The sequence below is a fragment of the Lentibacillus kimchii genome (genome assembly GCF_055381965.1).
The window spans coordinates 730,066-747,863 of sequence record NZ_AP043934.1 but is presented as its reverse complement, the minus strand read 5'-3'; the positions used below and the strand labels follow the sequence as shown (position 1 = coordinate 747,863).

The following is a 17,798-nucleotide window of genomic DNA, read 5'->3' as shown; positions in this document are numbered from 1 at the left end:
GATTCTTATTCCGGCTGCATTCGAATTGCCCCATCCAATCGAATCACTTCGCCATTCATCATCGGATTTTCCATTAAACTTTTGGCGAGCATGGCATACTCTGTCGCATAACCCAGACGCTGTGGAAATGGCGTCATTTTTCCAAGTGCGTCACGTGCTTTTTCAGGCAGTGCGGCAAACAACGGTGTATCCAATAACCCAGGCGCAATCGTCAGGACACGAATGCCGAGTTTCGATAAATCCCTTGCAATCGGCAATGTCATCCCAACAATACCGCCTTTTGAGGCACTATAGGCAACCTGACCAATCTGCCCTTCATAAGCTGCAACCGATGCGGTATTAATTATAACGCCGCGTTCCCCTTCATCATTCGGGTCATTGGCATTCATCTTTTCCGCAGCAAGCCGAATCACATTAAATGTACCCATTAAATTCACTTCAAGAATCTTTGAGAAATTCTCAAGCTTGTGCGGTCCCTTACTGTCACTGAACGTTTTTTCTGCGTTGCCGATCCCAGCACAATTGACCACTGTGTTAATCGATCCGTGGGCACGTACGGCCTGATCAAGGGCATGCTGGACGCTTGCTTCATCGGCTACATTCGTTTCAGCAAATATGACATGTTCATTTAATTCAGCTGCGATTTCTTCCCCTCTATCCACCTGTAAATCCAGAATGGCCGCCTTGCCTCCATTTTTAACAATATTGCGAACAGTAGCTTCACCCAGTCCGGACGCTCCACCTGTTACGACTGCTGATACATGTTCTAAATTCATTGATTCGTTCTCCCTTCCATCGTTTGGCCTGATAATTTTATCTCGCGAATGGTGTGAATCACTTACCCCTTCACTTTTTCCCGCAATTCAACTTTGCGTAATTTTCCTGACGTGTTACGCGGGAGCGCTTCTTCGATCAGCACCTTTTTGGGAATTTTATAAGGTGCTAAATCGTTTCGGCAAAAATCATTAACCGCCTGAAATAATCATATCCTTGCTTCGGTCAACAACAGTCATATAGCCTTCCCAAGTGTAGGAACGATCGTCGTAAACAACAGCTTGCTTATCAGGAATACGCGCAGCATTCGAACTTGACTTTAAGTGTCCATCTGAATCTGTTTCTGACACGCACACTATGTCACATCAACTAACACTTTAAAGGTGAATGACAATACTTCAGCATTATGCTGATTGGTTATACGGGTCTGCATCGTCAGCACGCCTCTTGTATGATCCGATAATAATTGTTTATCTATCACGGTATACACACCCATTAAACGATCATTTGCCATCACAGGTTTCACCCACTTGATATGGTCAGCACTAAGACCGCCCAAGCATTCCTTTCCCAGGACATCCATTCGAATGAATTCGGCCCAGACAACATTCATCGTATAAAATCCCGATGCAATTAAAGCGCCAAACGGGCCCGCTTTCGCACGCTCTTCATCCAAGTGAAGATATTGCGGGTCATACTTTTTCGCGTAATCGACCATATCTTCTTTTCTCACAGTGATTTGGTTTGTCGTAAACTGATCATTCAGATTAAACGCAGCAAACTTCAGATTATCACCTCCCTCAAATTCAGAAGACACACTTCAGCCTTGAAAGACACTAACGATGCCGTGAAAACCCTTTCAAAAAATTCGATTGCATGAGCCTGCCCTTCCTTAATCCTTAACTAAGATGAGCTTTAGATAACTGGAAATGGATCTCGCCAGCGTCGCTTGACTCCAGGTTCCTTCCGGCGAATACCACTCAATGACATAGTTCATCGCGCCCACAATAATATTGCGAACAATTGTGATATCCACATCATGAAAGCTGCCCTCTTCAATCCCGATTGCAATCAGTGAATCAATCTTTGAGCTGTACGTGTCGCGCAAGTCAATGATGTCTTTCAATTGACCGCCTTCAAAAAATTGCTCAGGTCTAAGGCCCATCCCAAAACCTGTTCGCTCTGTAATTAAATAGTCCGTATGCTGCGCCATCGTCTCCTCGAGTTTTTCCGCCGTTGTTAAGTGCTTTTGCATGATGTCGTCGATATTCCGAATACTCTGCTCTAACAGGGATTTCTGGCTTTGGAATAATAAATCTTGCTTGTTTTTAAAATAATAATAAACAGAGCCCTTTGTCATCAGAAGATTAGACGCGATATCCTCCATTGTTGTCGCATGATAGCCCTTTTCTGCTATCATCTGTAAAGCCGACTGTACAATGTCATCTTTTTTCTTTTGTGTTTTTTGTTCTCGTAACGATAGCATAATGTCACTTCCTGCTTCATTGTTATGCCTGCATTGCACCTTTTATTCTATAAAGTCATTTTTTAAATGCTGATTTAAATTAATCTATCTAGGCTTATTTTCCAGGCTGTTTCTAATAATGACTGAATTAAGTTAGCAATTTTCTAAATTATATGTTAAATTAACCTTACAGCGCAAACAGAAATTTCAGAAGGAGGTTACATTTTGCAAGCCAGCGACCTTATCGCACCGCAAACATATAATTTAACAAGCGAAATAGAACAGTATACGACTGATGCGAATCGGATAGCCATCAAATGGCGCAGTGAACAAGGAGCGTCAGAAAACCTAACCTATGTCGATTTATTTAAACGCGCGAACCAGTTAGCAAATGCCTTACAAGAACAAGAGCTCGGGAAAGGCGATCGTGTACTGATCATGCTGCCCCGTATGACCGAAGCTTATGTGACGTATTTAGGCTGCTTGAAAGCCGGATTGGTTGTGGTTCCTTCATCTGAAATGTTACGTGCAAAAGATTTAAGTTACCGGATTAATCATGGCGAAGTAAAAGCGGCTATCGTCCATGCGCCTCTGATCGGTGAAATTGACAGCATACAAGAAGATACACCGACACTCGCTGTCAAAATCATTGTCGATGGTGAGGCCCAGGGCTGGCTTCCGGAACGTTCATTGACTGATAAAGCAAGTGAGGCATTCACAACCGTTTCAACCCATCGTGATGATATGGCACTTCTGGAATACACGTCAGGAACCACAGGTCAGCCTAAAGGCGTGGTCCATACGCATGCCTGGGCTTATGCCCATCTGCGAACGACCGCGAAAAGCTGGCTGAATATTGAAGAAGGCGATACCGTTTGGGCAACAGCGGGGCCGGGCTGGGCAAAATGGGTCTGGAGTCCGTTCATGGCAACACTTGGCTCAGGCGCGACCGGATTTGTGTATTCAGGAAAATTTGAACCGGCAAGCTATTTGTCTATGATTCAGGAATACGGGATTAATGTGCTATGCTGCACACCAACGGAATACCGGCTAATGGCGAAAATCGATCACCTTGATCACTATCATCTGTCCACATTGAAAAACGCCGTGTCTGCTGGTGAACCTCTCAATCGTGAAGTGATTGACACGTTCTGCCAGTATTTTGACATTGATGTCCGGGACGGATACGGCCAGACAGAAAGTACATTATTAATTTGCAACCAAAGGGATATGCCCCTTCAGCCCGGATCAATGGGTAAACCCACACCAGGTAATTTTGTTGATATTTTAACAGAAGACGGTGAGGTGGCACCTGTTGGCGAGGTCGGTGATATTGGCGTGCACAAGGACACACAGGCCTTGTTCAAAGAATATTTCAAGGAACCGGAAAGGACAAACGCAGCCTATCGGGGCGATTACTTTTTGACAGGCGATCGTGCCAAAAAAGATCAGGATGGCTTATTCTGGTTTGAAGGACGCAGCGACGATATCATTGTCAGTTCCGGTTATACGATTGGCCCGTTTGAAGTAGAGGATGCCCTTGTCAAACATCCTTCAGTGAAAGAGTCTGCGGTCGTGGCAAGCCCTGACCCGAATCGCGGTCATGTCGTTAAGGCGTTTATTATTTTAAAAGATCCGGAAGAAGCAAAAGATGCTTCGCTGGTTAAGCAATTGCAGGACCATGTGAAGTCATTGACCGCGCCTTATAAATATCCGCGTAAAATTGAATTTATCGACGACTTGCCTAAAACAACATCTGGCAAGATCCGCCGTATTGAACTCCGGGAAAAGGAAGACCGGATGGCCGCAAAATAAACCTCTTTTCGGAGATACACATTTTGTGGGACTGGGACAAAAGTGCGAACCACTTGCGTGACTGAAACGCTCCGGAAAAAGACGACGCTTTCCGCGGGCGGCTGGTGAGCCTCCGAAGTGCGTTCGCACTCCGGGGTCTCACCTATCCTTTGCTCCCGCAGGAGTCTCCGTCTTTTCCTCCGCTGAGCCACAGCTTTGTTCGACGCTTGAGTTAGTCGCTTTCGTTATGCCCCAGCCTTTTTTGCTTAGAAAAGATTCATGTATATTTTTTTAGCGAACACCAAACAATAGCACTATGCTAAAATAGTAGGAGGCCATGAAGCTGAAATGGAACACCAACCAGAATTAACGGCATCGGAAATCTCTAACCTTTGGACATCTTATCAAAACGACTCCATGGAAATTTGTGGAATTAAATACTTTTTAGCGAACATTGAAGACACCGACATTCGCTCAGTTTTAGAATACGCCCTTGCGATCTCTGAGCAGCATGTGCAGCGTGTCACCGCTATTTTTCAATCGGAAAATTATCCGGTCCCGGTGGGATTCACGGAACATGATGTCAATCTCAACGCCCCGCGTCTGTTTTCGGATCGTTTATACTTAGATTATATCCTGAACATGGGAAAATTCGGCCTCAGCTCATACAGCTTAGCCTTATCCCTGTCCTCACGTGATGATATCATTGAATATTATTCAAATTGTCTATCTGAAACAACAAAGCTGCATAATTGGGCTAAAGACATATCCAAACAAAAAGGGGTCTATGTGCGCGCACCGCAAATTCCCACCCCTGAACAAGTGGATTTTGTGAAAGATCAACGTTTTTTATCCGGAGGCTTATTTGGGGAACCACGACCGCTTTTGGGTGTTGAAATTGGCAGCCTTGTTTACAATGCCAAACGGAATTCACTTGGCCAAGCACTCATCACCGGATTTAGTCAAGTTGCAAAAGACAGCAGCGTTCGGCAGTACTTTGAAAGAGGCCGGGAGATTTCAGGAAAGCATGTCGAGATATTTAATTCATTACTTCATAAAAATGACCTTTCCGGTGTCAACGCTTTAACGGACGAGGTCACGGATTCAACTGTGGCGCCTTTTTCAGATAAGCTTATGATGTATCACGTTTCAGCATTGATTGCTTCAGGGATTGGCCAATACGGCATATCCATGTCTACCAGCCCGCGGCGCGATTTAGGTGTCGACTATGCCCGTTTAATGGCCGAAATTGCTAAGTACGCTAATGACGGGGCAAAAATGATGATCCAGAACGGCTGGATGGAACAACCGCCCGAGGCAGCTGATCGGCAAAAGTTAGCTAAACGGAAATAGCGGTGTTTGCCGCGAAATGGCCCTTCCAGCAAAAACACTTAAAAGTCTATGGCTGAACCATGTCAGATACAATAAGAATCAAACCTATAAAAAAACCATCACTCAAGGTCATAACAAGTGCTAAGGCAGCAATTAGTTTATTTTCCGTTTTCTTAAACAGACCTATAAGCGCTAACAGAAAAGCTAATATCATAAGCGTGACAATGAAAAAAAGTGCGGCATCTATGTCCCAATTAAAAACGCTGTAAAGAACAGCCATGTAAAGAGGTATTGGCAGAATACTTAATACCAAGGCGGAATAACTTAGCCATCTGACTTTTTTCATCTGACCATTCATTGAAAACACCCCTTTTTTCCTATTTAACAGGGCGGTTTTATCAGCTTCCATATGTATAGTACCATATGAGCACGGCTGTTATTGCTTCATTACTTTTTTAACAAGCAATACCAAACTGTAGCCTAAAAAACCCATAAGTACGTACACAAGTATATAGATGAGTCCACTGCTATTCAGCCACATAAACATAATGACCATATAGGCAGCCAGCGAGATCCCCAACGATAAAAGAATATTCGCTTTAAGCAACGCACATACTAAACCTTGTACAAAGAACAGAATTGGGTAATAAAGTATCAGGGATTCAATTATAAGGTTCATTGAATTCAGTGAACCTGCATCATACACTATATTTGAGAACGATAGAATGACGAGCGTGAACATTATAAGAACTGGCACAATGATATGAATCCCAACGACAATACGGCGTTTATGCATTTTAACCGGACTCCAATTCTGATTAAACTGGGGCTTCCCATAACCACTGCGATCACTCTTTTTCACCAGGTGCACTGCGAAAGGCTGCGACATACCACAAAACGTTGGTAATGAATGTTATAACACCAAAAATAAGCACTACCAAAAAACCAGTCAAACTGCCTGCAGATAATCCCCTTAAAAGGTCACTTACCATTATACAAGACACGATGACCAATCCTGCTCCACAGAAAACGGCCATCACATATTTCACCGTATAGACACCCGCCAGATATAAACTTAATAGCACGCTATAGCACACAAGCAGGATGGCAATAATGGCCGACATATCAAAGGAACTAAATGCATTCACAACGGAGGCGGGGATGGTAAACGGAAAAAGGAAAATTGAAATTGTTAAAAAACAGAACAGAAAAGCTGAAATTAATGTCATTAACGCAATGCACCATCTCATTCCCCAACCCCCTTATATCAGATTCGATAATTTTCATAGGTTAATTCTGTCCATTTCTAAATTTCCGTCTTATCAATCAAAAGAATAATATGTAAATTTTAACACAAAACAGATAAATACAAAAAGAATATTTTTCCACATACGCTGTCATAACGGTAACAGGTGACGGCATTTGCACAAGCAGAATCATGGCAATCAGCACAAATGTTACCATTCACCCATTAATGGAGGGTGATTTTATAATTTTAAAGATTACTAATATTATTGATATATTATGAAGTTTACTCTATGTAAGCGAATTCTCTCTACTGATATGATAGTAATTTTTTAATATTTTTGCAGTTAACATAGTGACATTTTCCTCCGACAGCTGTTGACATTTTATTCATATATTGTATTCTACAGTATATAGACATTTTGTTAAGTTTATTTTTTACAAACTAAATGTTCAGTACAAAATAAACATTAACGTCTATAATCTCTTTTGTATCGCAGTGGTTCGCATCAATTCGTCTCTTCCCCCCCTTAAAGGAGGTGAGCAAAATTGTCCGAAATAAAGGTTGACAACCAGTATTACGAAATAGATGGTATCTTATTTGATAAAGACGGAACACTATTGGATTTTGCGAGCTTATGGCTTCACTGGGCCATCAGCTGGATTGATCATTTGCAAGCCGCGAATCCAGATTCTGACGTGAGCAGAGCCGATTTAGCAGAAACAATTGGGGTAGATGTGGACCACAATAGCTGGGATCCCACCGGCCCTTTGGCTATTGGCAGTAATGATGACCTGAAGGCTTTATTAGGATCATGTTTATATAAGAACGGGATGCCTTGGAATGAAGCCATCTCCCTGGTTATCCAGAGCCGTGAATCCACCGACAATTCCCTGGACTGGGAACACTATTTACAGCCTATAAAGGGATTGAGAGCCTTCTTAGAACAATTGCATCAAGCATCGATTCCGCTTGGTATCATTACTTCTGATGATACACAAAGAGCACACCACCATTTAGAAACTCTCAACATAGCTGATTATTTCACAAGTGTTATTGGGCAGGATGCGGTTAAACGAGAAAAGCCATTCCCCGATAGCGCCAGAAAAGCCTGCCAGCAATTGAACATCGATCCCGGAAAAACATTAATGATCGGCGACTCCAATGGGGATATGATAACTGGCAAAAACGCCCATATGCTGGCGACAATAGGAATCGTTCCCGAGCAAATCGGGACAAGCCGCCATTTAAAACAGGCGGATCAGGTAATCACTAATTATGAAAATAGTAATCTTTTAACCTAAAGAGGAGGAAATTTTATGAAGAAGTTTTTAATTGTTATGGCCGTTGCCTTACTCGCTCTAATAGCCACAGCATGCGGAAGTGATGATGCTGACAGCGCTGGAGACGGTGATGGTGATGATGTGAGCGGGACGACACTTAAAGTCTATACACACAATAACGCGGATACAATGGATCCCCTTGCTGAGGATATTGAAGAAAACACGGGAGTCGAATTGGATGTACTCCGCCTTTCCAGTGAAGAAGGCTGGAGTCGTATAGAGTCTGAGGCACCAAACTTTGGCGCCGATATGCAAATCGGCATGCTGGAAGGAATCGGACGGAAAGCAGCTGATAAAGACTACCTTATGCCTTACGAATCAGAGAACTGGGAAGATGTTCCAGACAAATTTAAAGATCCGGACGGCAATTGGTACGGCACCGGTTTCTGGTACACCATGGTAGGCATGAACAAAGAGATTTTCGAGGAAAAAGATTTGGACAAGCCCGAATCATGGGAGGACCTCCTCGAACCCCAGTATAAAGGCGAGATCATCATGCCTGACCCAGGTACGTCCGGTACCGCTTATCTGTTTGTAGCAGCCATCCTGCAAATTATGGGTGAAGAAGACGGTTGGGACTATCTCAAAGAATTGGATAAAAACGTCGCCCAGTATGAAAAATCCGGCACCGCTCCCGGTGAAAAAGTCGCACAAGGCGAATATGCTGTTGCCATTACTTGGGACAAAGGTGTCACAGATTTCGCAGATGAAGGTTATCCTATCGAAGGCATGATTCCATCTGAAGGCGTTGGCTACAGCCTGGACGTCAACTGGATTTTCAAAGATACAGAGCATCCTGAAGCAGCCAAAAAAGTGATGGACTACATGGGAACGAAAAATTTCGCTGAGAAAAACGCAGAATACCGCTCTGTTGTCACTAAACCTGGTGTAGAAGGTACCGAGGATAGTGAAGAGCTGGAAAAACAATTTATCGATTATGATGCTAAATGGGCCGCTGAGAACAAGGACGCCATCATGAAAAAATGGCGTGAAACATTCTCTGATTAAACCAAAAGGGACTGGGGCAGCACTTACGTTTGTCCCAGCCTCTCCAACATGATTAAAAAGGGGTGTTAACTGTGGAGATGACAAAGCGAAAATCCAATCCCTTTACCAGAGCTTGGAAAAATCTTTGGGCAGAACCAGGATTTGCGATTTTAACCATCATCCTGGCACTAGCCATTTTACTGCTTATTGTTGTGCCAGTTGTAGCTGTCTTATTAAAAAGTTTTGGAATTGGTTCCGAAACGCTGACATTTTCGCATTACAAAGATTTTTTCTCTTCGTCTACCTACTTAGGGGCACTGCGTAATAGTATATTGTCATCGATTGTAACAACCACTGTCGTTATCTTTTTAAGTATTGTCTTAGCACTGTATGTAACACGCTCCCGGAGTTTACTATCCCGGTTTTATGGCGGAGTAGCCCTATTGCCGCTTGTAACACCGCCCTTTATTTTTTCCTTGTCCCTTATTATTTTACTGGGCCGCAATGGATTAATTACCAATCTATTATCCGATTGGTTTGGATGGGATTTCAGCATCTATGGCTTTTGGGGTGTCGTTTTAGCACAGATCATTGGCTATTTCCCTATGGGCTATATGCTTGTAGAAAGTACACTGAGCAGCATGAACCCAAGCCTTGAACATGCTTCCAGAGATCTCGGGTCCAGTCAGTGGCGGACATTACGTAAAGTGACGCTTCCGCTTGCTAAATCAGGGATTATCAAAGCTGCTATGCTCGTCTTTGTTATGGCCATGGCTGACTTTTCGAATCCACTGATCATCGGGGGAAGCAATGCGTTTCTCTCATCGGAAATGTATCTTGCCGTCGTCGGTCAGCATAATATGGAACTCGCTGCTGTTATGGGCGTTTTTCTCATTATTCCGAGTTTGATTATATTTATCTTTCAAACCTACTTTTTAAAAGACACCAATCTCGAAACCATAAGCGGCGGATCAGGAGAATCCAACGCACCGCTCTCCAAATCTGTAAAAGGTTTCATGACCACGATCAGTACATTGTTCGTCCTCGTTATCCTGGGGATGTTTGTGATGGTCGTACTGGGAGCATTTGTTAAAATTATCGGTATCGATAACTCCTTCACGCTCGATCATTTCAAGGATCAGAGCGATTGGGAACCATTGTACACGAGTATTATTGTGTCGTTCATTTCAGCTATTCTCGCGGCTGTCATCGGGATGCTGCAAGGTTACTTATTTGCCCGAAAACCAATCCCCGGCAAAAGCGTGCTGGAATTTTTGACACTATTCGGCTTGGCTGTCCCGGGAACCGTAATGGGGATCGGTTACGTCTTGATCTTTAATGGCCCGCCATTCTTCTTAACCGGTACAGTGACGTTACTCGTCTTAAACATGACCTTCCGGAAAATCGGAGTCGGAATGGAAAACAGCATCAGTAAAATGCATCAGATTGACTCTGGCATGGAAGAGGCATCCAGTGATCTGGGAGCTGGACCCTATCGCACCTTCCTGCGTGTTGTTGCACCGCTCCTGACACCATCGTTTGTCGCCGGTTTCGTTTATACCTTTATGACGGCCATGGTGTCTATTAGTTCCGTCGTCTTTCTCATTTCACCTGGAACCAATCTGGTTGCCGTACAGATCCTTAACCTGGCCGAACAGGCCAAAGTCGGTATGGCTTCAGCGATATCGTTTGTCCTGATTGTCATTGTCCTTTTCTGTATGGGCATATTAAAGTTTCTGGAAAAACGCTTTGGCGTCAAGATTTAATGGGAATCACTCAAAATTCCTATCCGATCGTCACGGATCCAGGATATAGCATGTTAAATGACTACCAAAGGAGGCTCAACAATGGCAGAAGAATTCTTGAATTTGGAGCATCTATTTAAATATTTTGGCAATGTAACGGCCGTCGACGATATTTCCGTCCAAATCGGTAAAGGCGAACTCGTATCATTTATCGGTCCCAGTGGTTGCGGTAAAACCACCCTCCTCCGTACCATCGGAGGATTTCACAGGCAAGATGCTGGTGACATTGTTCTCGATGGTCAAAATGTCGACCATTTACCACCTGAACGGCGCTCGACGGGGATGGTGTTTCAGAACTATGCACTATTCCCTCATATGACAGTCTATCGTAACGTTGAATACGGACTGAAAATACAAAAACTGAGCAAATCAGAGCGTGAGGAACGTATTCAACAGGCCCTATCCCAAGTGCAGCTGGAAAATTACGATAATCGCAAACCGAGCGAATTAAGCGGCGGTCAGCAGCAGCGCGTAGCAATCGCACGCTGCTTGGTCCTGCAGCCAAAAGTACTGCTGCTTGATGAACCGTTGTCCAATTTGGATGCGAAACTGCGTATGACCATGCGCGAGGAGATCCGCCGTTTAAAAGACGAATTAAATCTGACCGTGATTTTTGTAACCCACGACCAGGAAGAGGCATTAAGTATTTCGGACCGTATCATTGTTCTAAACGAAGGTGTTATTCAACAGCTGGGTAATCCAGATGAAATCTATAATCACCCCGTCAACCCTTTTGTTGCTAATTTCGTGGGTCAATCCAATATACTGGAAGGAATCACTGAAGAAGAGGGACCAAAGACATTATTTAAAAACGACGCGCTAGAATTTGAAATAACAGACAACAATTCACAGCAACGTGATAATAAGCGTAAAATCATGATTCGTCCCGAACGCATTATTATTAATGAAGACAGTGCTATACAGGGGAATGTTTCCAAAGTCGTCTATAATGGAAACGTCATCCGTTACTTTGTTGACCTGAACGGAACAGAAATACTGGTCGATCAATTTAATATTGATTCCTCTCGTCATTACCACAAAGGTGATCACATTGGTCTCGAAATGCCTAAAGACCCGCACTTTTTATAAAAAAGTGCGGTCCTATTGCTTAGGGAGCAAGCCGTCATAGCAATAATTGCCGCGCTCCCAGCGGCAATTTAAAAATGCCAATGCCAGAGATGCCTTATCCCCAACATTGGCATGTTTACTTAACCCGTCTCGTTCTGCGATTTTCCTTTACTTTTAGATAAATAATCCTGCAATCGTTGCCGATAAGATACTGACCAGCGTTGCGCCGTATAACAATTTCAGACCGAAGCTTGCAACCTCATTGCCCTTTTTCTCATGCAATCCTTTTACAGCGCCTGTGATAATACCAATCGAAGAAAAGTTTGCGAAAGAAACAAGGAAAACAGAAACGATTCCTGTTGCACGCACAGACATTGGATTTTGACTGCTGAGATCTGTCATGGCAACAAATTCGTTGGTCACCATTTTGGTAGCCATAAGACTCCCAGCATGGACTAGGTCTCCCCAGGGAACGCCCATAATAAAGGCAATTGGTGAGAAGACATAACCCAGAAGCTGCTGAAAGGATATGCCGATAATACCTTTGAAGATCCCGTTGACGATGGCGATCAGAGCAACAAATCCGATAAGCATGGCGCCAACCGTAATGGCAACCTTAAACCCATCCATGATATATTCTCCAAGCATTTCAAAAAAGGATTGCTTCTCACCCTCCTCCTCTTCTGCTTGCAGCTCATACTCCTCCTCATTTACAGTATAAGGATTGAGAATCGACGCGATAATGAAACCGCCAAATAAATTTAAAATAAGAGCTGTGACCACATATTTCGGATCAAGCAATTCCATATACGAGCCGACAATCGACATCGACACGGTCGACATAGCAGAAGCACACAACGTATACAGCCTGTATTTAGGCAGATACTCAAGCTGATTTTTCACCGAAATAAAGACCTCTGACTGGCCCAGAATCGCACTGGCAACACCATTGTAAGATTCCAGTCTTCCCATGCCATTCACCTTGCTTAATATCAGGCCAATATATTTAATAATAAAGGGTAAGATCTTCGTATACTGGAGAATCCCGATAATGGATGAAATGACCACAATGGGCAGCAGCACTGTCAAAAAGAAGGGCGCCTTGCCTTCGTTTGCCATTCCCCCAAATACAAAATCAACACCCTGGCCCGCATAGTTCATCAGGTTATCAAAGACAAATGAAATCGCCTTAATAATGGCTTCGCCCACCGGTGTATTCAGAAAGATAAAACTCAGTATAACCTGCAAACCAATCATGACAGCAATGGGTCTGTAGCGAATCTTTTTGCGATTATTACTTCCCAGATAAGCCAGCGCAAAAACAACAAGCACGCCTAAAAGGGCGATTAAAATCCTCATCCTTGGCTCCTCCCTTTTCTGTAAAAAATACTCAGATGTTAAGGTTTAGCAATGCTATAATCACTAATATTTCATATCCTCAGCATGCACCGGGAGCAGCTAACTAATGGAGCGCTCGCTCTTGGGTGGGTAAGTTTATTAGAAGTCTTTTACTTTTTTAAACTCAATCTACCGAATAGTAGAATAGTACGTTTATGAATATTTGTCAAAGTTTGTTTAAATAGGCGTGAAGGATGACGGTGAACATTGTAAAGATGTCCTCAATCCCTAATCCAACACCTGCCGCTGACAATTGATCTGTGATAAATGCCTCTTAAAGTCCCATAAAATGGTACTTATTCTTTATCGATAACTGACTCGTGGCAGGTGCGCTGATCTTAAATATGATCTGTCAGCCGATTAATTCAACCATAATCGCCGTTGCTCTACCCCCTACCGAATACCGCCACGGCCGCTTATCTCCTTTCGTTTATGTATCGCTGACCGTGGTCTTTTATCATGAAACATTTTTACGTCTGCATGTCTTCATGGCGCTTTATGGCTTTTGCAATATTGTCGTCGATAATCTGATAATATTCATCCATTGAAGCGACATCGCCATCGACATCTTTAAAGGTAAGATGTCTGGGCTGAAGTTGTGTCGGCGATTCGACACCGGCAGCTGCTGCAACCCGGAATATGCCTTTACGCATCGTTACCAGATAATTGGCGACTCGATTTTTTTTCTCGTCAACGACCAGAGCCTTTTGTAAATCAGGATCGGTGGTCGCCACCCCGACTGGACAAATATTAGCATGACATTTCAGCGTTTGAATACAGCCCACTGTGACCATAAAGCCGCGCGCAATGTTGATCAGATCGGCCCCCATCGCTAGCGCCATCGCCGATTTATCTGGTGTCTCCAGTTTCCCAGAGGCAATGATTTTAACTTGATCGCGTACACCATAATGACGCAGTGTGGCATCGACAATTGGCAATGCCGATTTGATGGGCAAGCCAACACTTTCCATTAGTTCCTGATAAGACGCACCTGTACCGCCTTCACCGCCGTCTATGGTAATATGGTCAGGACTTTTACCTGTTTCTTTCATTTTTTTAGCCAGCGGCACCAGGCTGTCATTTCGCCCGATTACCACTTTAATGCCGCACGGTTTTCCGGTATGGTCGCGAATTTTCTCAACAAAATCAAGGAGGGTCGACACATCATCAAACTGGTGAAAACGATTCGGACTTTCAATGGATTGATAAGGCTCTACCTTGCGAATATCAGCAATTTCGGGCGTGACTTTCTCCGCATCTACGTGACCGCCGCGCTGTTTTGCTCCTTGCGCTAATTTGAGCTCAAACGCTTTGATTTCTTCCATATCCCCTTTTTTCTTTAACTCCTCCCAGCTGAAATTCCCGTCCTTATCACGGAAACCAAATAAACCCGAGCCAATTTGCTGAATAATATCTGTTCCACCTTTTAAATGGTGCGATGACAGCCCGCCTTCACCCGTATTCATCCAGGTTCCCTTCGCCATTGCCAGACCTTTCGACAGTGCGGTGATAGCACGCTCACCAAGGGAGCCATAGCTCATTGCAGACTGGCCGACCAAGCTTTTGACAACAAATGGATGAGCAGCATCAGGTCCGATGACGATCGCATCATCATCTTTTAACAAATAAGCGCTTGTTTGATTATCTTCCAATTTTTCTTCACGCTGCCCAAACAACGAATCCTTCAATAAAATATATTTTTTCGTTCGTACTTGAGTTTCATGATTAACTTGCATTTCGTCTGCTTGTTTGGGAAACATGGTATTGGCCAAATAATAGCCCGCCGCATCATAGTCCCGCTCGGCACCGAATCCAAGCACTTCACGCTGGTATTTAGCACTTTTGACGATATTCTGGTATTGGTTCCGGGAAAAAGGCTTGCCCTCGGTATCGCTGTCAAACCAATATTGACGCATCTCCGGGCCAATGTTTTCGAGAAAATACCGAACTCTTCCCAAGACGGGATAATTGCGTAAGATAGGATGCTCACCCTGGCTGTGATCTTTGCGATACATTAATAAAAAAGCAATCCCGGCAGCGATGATCGTTAAAACGATAATCGCAAACCCGATTACTGTTAAATAGTTGGCCAAGTTCATCTGCGATTCCTCCATTTGTCTGTATTCTGTGTCTTATTATTCATAATGACAGCTGAATTTATACACATGGCGAAATCGACTGCCTGGCTGCGGCATATCTTAGTTCGTGTGAGATTTAGTTTTAATGGGAACATCTGTTTCAACGTCAGCGTCATTGAATTTTTCAATTAGCGTCAGATTGTTTATCGCCTGTGATGTTTCTTTTGTTATCGTAATGACATGCGTCCGTGGCGTTGCCATCTCCTCACAATTATCAGTTGGACCTATTAAATCATTTAACATTACTGTCATTGTACTATGGTCACTGTCCAATTTGATGTTTTTTATCATTGTCGGACAGTTTCCCGACCCTTCACCAGATTCGTACAATCCAATGAACAAAGCGTCTTTCTTAGTAAAGTCTATACGCGGCGGCTTATTTTCAAGTTCATATAAATCCCACGCATCTTCATAGTCCGATTGATTGGTGACTTCTTTTACGACATACTCATAGAGCGGTGTTTCCTTCCTTTTAAACGCCATTTCATTAAATTTCGCAGGCAAAGCTTTCTCGCTTGCCGCTAACGTAATCGTCTGCTCACTATCAGCAGAAAGATCCCTGCCGATTTGCTCCTTAACAGCAGACGAAGCGGAATTGGTTTGATCATTGGAATGTTGCTCTTCAGACGTCCCCGAAGCACAACCTGCCAGCATCAATAATGTACTCAAGAATAAAACGTTTACATAATTCATAGTCATCCCTCACATTTTTTGATCAACAAGCCATATTTTACATGACTCTGCCCCTTCAGGAAAACCGGCAGTCCGCAAATGAGACAGGGTGGCATATACTGCGTGCCGTTTTATGATTATGTTACTATAAAGATAGTGATAAAACAGTCATAACGCATTGAATGGAGAGAGGTGAAGCGAATGATCGAGTTAGATGACTTCAAACCAACTGACTTTCAGCAGCTCATCGAATGGATTGATTCAGAGGATTTTTTAGTTCAATGGGGAGGCCTTGGTTTTTCTTACCCGCTGGACAACGAGCAGCTGAAAACATATATCGAGAACACAAATCATAAAAGTGCTCGCGATTTCATATTTGCGGTGCGGCTTAAAGAGACCGGCGATACGGTTGGCCACATTTCCTTAAGACATATTGATCAAGAAAACAAGTCGGCACGAATAGCCAAGGTTCTAGTAGGAAATCAGCATTCAAGGGGGCAGGGAATTGGCCAGCAAATGATCCATGATGTCTTACGCATCGCGTTTGATCATTTCCAGTTACACCGCGTCAGTCTAGGTGTATTTGACTTTAACACCCCGGCTATAGCCTGCTATGAAAAGGCTGGATTCACAAAAGAAGGTTTGCTTAGGGATTGCAGAAAAAGAGGAAGCGATTATTGGAGTCTGTGGGAAATGAGTATTTTAGAAAATGAATGGCGAGACAATAAGAGCCATTTGTATGAAGATTACCTCTAAATAGTTGAGCTGAAGAGGTTCAAAAGGAGTTGTTGCACTGTTAAAATTGACCGCCGCAGTCTTGTTAATCCTCTGTTACGATTTCAACTTGCTGTTATAAAGTCCGCTGACAGTGCCACGATTACACCCATGATAACGAAGGATAGTGAGAATACCCCTGATCCCAGTGTGTCGATAAGTATCATTCCAGAGATCAAAAAGACCAAGCTCATACATATCAAAGTCAGTCCCGTTTTACGCTTTTTAATTTTACGAGGTGAGTTGGTGAAGAAAACCAGCCCCAAGCCTGCTAAAAAACCGACACCATAGATAATTCCATTAAAACCACTGTCCCATACAGAAAGATCCTCACGGTTCAGGAAATGAATAACACCTAAACCAATTATTAATAACCAGCCAGTTATTTTAAGGATTAGTCTTACTTTCATATTTAAAATACCTTTCCTTGGGCGTTCTGGCTCTTCAAAAAACCTTCTTTTAGACAACTATGGCTGCCGTTGATTATCTTTCATTCCTTGCAAATTCTAATAAACATCCATCTGCTGCTATATCAGCTTTATTCATCCGTTGCCGTTTTCTTGAGTTTTTTGTTTCGAATAATCCCCCAAATGAACAAGGTGAAAAGAAACATAAATAACAACGTAAATATAATACCCAGTCGTATTTCATTATAAGCATAGCTTTGATACGCCTTTAAAGACCAAGTCATCGATGTAAACAATATTCCTGCAAGAATTAATGGGTGAACTCTTGCTTTAGAAAACTCATCACCTGCTTTCTTCTGTCGAACGTTTTTATACTGCTATTAATTGCCGTTTTTCTTCTCAAGATCACTAATTCTTTTCTCAAGGTCTGAAATGTCCTCTTTTAACGCATCAACTGGCGCATTAACTCTGTCGACCACCCCTCTGAGGATTGCTATAACAGCTAAAATCAACACAATCAAGCCTGCTGCAAAAATCAAAATTATTTCCATAATATCTTTTGTCCTTTCCGCTGCTCTCGATCGATTCCGTGCTG

The 17,798-nt window shown here is 43.2% G+C and carries 19 protein-coding genes; 7 read left to right on the top strand and 12 right to left on the bottom strand.

All coding sequences use genetic code 11. From position 1 onward, the window contains the following. Positions 1–5: 5 nt before the first annotated feature. The 4 genes from ACZ444_RS04155 to ACZ444_RS04140 form a co-directional block, all read right to left on the bottom strand. Complete coding sequence (locus ACZ444_RS04155; protein ID WP_382357409.1) at positions 6–776, bottom strand: 3-hydroxyacyl-CoA dehydrogenase; 771 nt, start codon at positions 774–776, stop codon at positions 6–8. 189 nt (positions 777–965) lie between these two features. Further along, positions 966–1,124, bottom strand: coding sequence for a hypothetical protein (locus ACZ444_RS04150; protein WP_382357408.1), 159 nt, complete (start codon positions 1,122–1,124; stop codon positions 966–968). 5 nt (positions 1,125–1,129) lie between these two features. Further along, positions 1,130–1,591, bottom strand: a complete 462-nt coding sequence (locus ACZ444_RS04145) for a MaoC/PaaZ C-terminal domain-containing protein (protein WP_382357407.1) — start codon at positions 1,589–1,591, stop codon at positions 1,130–1,132. A gap of 75 nt (positions 1,592–1,666) precedes the next feature. Then, a complete protein-coding gene (locus ACZ444_RS04140; protein WP_382357406.1) occupies positions 1,667–2,260 on the bottom strand; it encodes a TetR/AcrR family transcriptional regulator in 594 nt (197 codons plus the stop codon). A gap of 204 nt (positions 2,261–2,464) precedes the next feature. Between ACZ444_RS04140 and mbcS the strand changes: the two genes are divergently transcribed. Beyond that, positions 2,465–4,054, top strand: coding sequence for an acyl-CoA synthetase MbcS (mbcS, locus tag ACZ444_RS04135; RefSeq protein WP_382357405.1), 1,590 nt, complete (start codon positions 2,465–2,467; stop codon positions 4,052–4,054). A gap of 327 nt (positions 4,055–4,381) precedes the next feature. After that, positions 4,382–5,386, top strand: coding sequence for a DUF3231 family protein (locus ACZ444_RS04130; protein ID WP_382357404.1), 1,005 nt, complete (start codon positions 4,382–4,384; stop codon positions 5,384–5,386). Between the two features lie 46 nt (positions 5,387–5,432). Here the strand turns inward: ACZ444_RS04130 and ACZ444_RS04125 are convergent, their stop codons facing one another. From ACZ444_RS04125 to ACZ444_RS04115, 3 genes are read right to left on the bottom strand one after another with little or no spacing between them, the layout of a single operon-like run. After that, positions 5,433–5,774 (bottom strand): hypothetical protein, encoded by a 342-nt coding sequence (locus ACZ444_RS04125; protein ID WP_382357403.1) that lies wholly within the window; start codon positions 5,772–5,774, stop codon positions 5,433–5,435. Positions 5,775–5,801: 27 nt separating this feature from the next. Next, complete coding sequence (locus ACZ444_RS04120) at positions 5,802–6,254, bottom strand: hypothetical protein (RefSeq protein ID WP_464433587.1); 453 nt, start codon at positions 6,252–6,254, stop codon at positions 5,802–5,804. Then, entirely contained in the window at positions 6,214–6,594 is a 381-nt protein-coding gene (locus ACZ444_RS04115) for a DUF5391 family protein (protein WP_464433586.1), read from the bottom strand. The genes ACZ444_RS04120 and ACZ444_RS04115 overlap by 41 nt, the downstream gene beginning before the upstream one ends. 565 nt (positions 6,595–7,159) lie before the next feature. Between ACZ444_RS04115 and ACZ444_RS04110 the strand changes: the two genes are divergently transcribed. From ACZ444_RS04110 to ACZ444_RS04095, 4 genes are all read left to right on the top strand, one after another. After that, on the top strand, positions 7,160–7,915 hold the full coding sequence (locus tag ACZ444_RS04110) for an HAD family hydrolase (RefSeq protein WP_382357400.1): 756 nt from the start codon (positions 7,160–7,162) through the stop codon (positions 7,913–7,915). A gap of 15 nt (positions 7,916–7,930) precedes the next feature. Next, positions 7,931–8,962 (top strand): extracellular solute-binding protein, encoded by a 1,032-nt coding sequence (locus tag ACZ444_RS04105; protein ID WP_382357399.1) that lies wholly within the window; start codon positions 7,931–7,933, stop codon positions 8,960–8,962. Between the two features lie 77 nt (positions 8,963–9,039). Next, positions 9,040–10,707, top strand: coding sequence for an ABC transporter permease (locus tag ACZ444_RS04100; RefSeq protein WP_382357495.1), 1,668 nt, complete (start codon positions 9,040–9,042; stop codon positions 10,705–10,707). Positions 10,708–10,788: 81 nt separating this feature from the next. Next, positions 10,789–11,835 carry an ABC transporter ATP-binding protein gene (locus ACZ444_RS04095; RefSeq protein WP_382357398.1) on the top strand — a complete coding sequence of 349 codons (1,047 nt, stop codon included), beginning with the start codon at positions 10,789–10,791 and terminating at the stop codon, positions 11,833–11,835. Positions 11,836–11,988: 153 nt separating this feature from the next. On the opposite strand, the gene ACZ444_RS04090 is transcribed toward ACZ444_RS04095, so the two are convergent. The 3 genes from ACZ444_RS04090 to ACZ444_RS04080 all read right to left on the bottom strand — a co-directional run bounded on the left by ACZ444_RS04090 (position 11,989) and on the right by ACZ444_RS04080 (position 16,043). Continuing rightward, a complete protein-coding gene (locus ACZ444_RS04090; protein ID WP_382357397.1) occupies positions 11,989–13,173 on the bottom strand; it encodes a NupC/NupG family nucleoside CNT transporter in 1,185 nt (394 codons plus the stop codon). A gap of 509 nt (positions 13,174–13,682) precedes the next feature. After that, positions 13,683–15,311, bottom strand: coding sequence for an FMN-binding glutamate synthase family protein (locus tag ACZ444_RS04085; RefSeq protein WP_382357396.1), 1,629 nt, complete (start codon positions 15,309–15,311; stop codon positions 13,683–13,685). A 99-nt stretch (positions 15,312–15,410) separates the two neighbouring features. Beyond that, positions 15,411–16,043, bottom strand: coding sequence for a hypothetical protein (locus tag ACZ444_RS04080; protein WP_382357395.1), 633 nt, complete (start codon positions 16,041–16,043; stop codon positions 15,411–15,413). A 180-nt stretch (positions 16,044–16,223) separates the two neighbouring features. On the opposite strand from ACZ444_RS04080, the gene ACZ444_RS04075 reads away from it, so the two are divergent. Beyond that, positions 16,224–16,778 carry a GNAT family N-acetyltransferase gene (locus ACZ444_RS04075; protein ID WP_382357394.1) on the top strand — a complete coding sequence of 185 codons (555 nt, stop codon included), beginning with the start codon at positions 16,224–16,226 and terminating at the stop codon, positions 16,776–16,778. A gap of 83 nt (positions 16,779–16,861) precedes the next feature. Here ACZ444_RS04075 and ACZ444_RS04070 read toward each other — a convergent pair whose 3' ends face one another. Together ACZ444_RS04070 and ACZ444_RS04065 are read right to left on the bottom strand one after the other, a co-directional pair. Then, positions 16,862–17,206 carry a hypothetical protein gene (locus tag ACZ444_RS04070; protein WP_464433585.1) on the bottom strand — a complete coding sequence of 115 codons (345 nt, stop codon included), beginning with the start codon at positions 17,204–17,206 and terminating at the stop codon, positions 16,862–16,864. A gap of 377 nt (positions 17,207–17,583) precedes the next feature. Beyond that, positions 17,584–17,754, bottom strand: coding sequence for a hypothetical protein (locus ACZ444_RS04065; RefSeq protein ID WP_382357391.1), 171 nt, complete (start codon positions 17,752–17,754; stop codon positions 17,584–17,586). Positions 17,755–17,798: the final 44 nt, after the last annotated feature.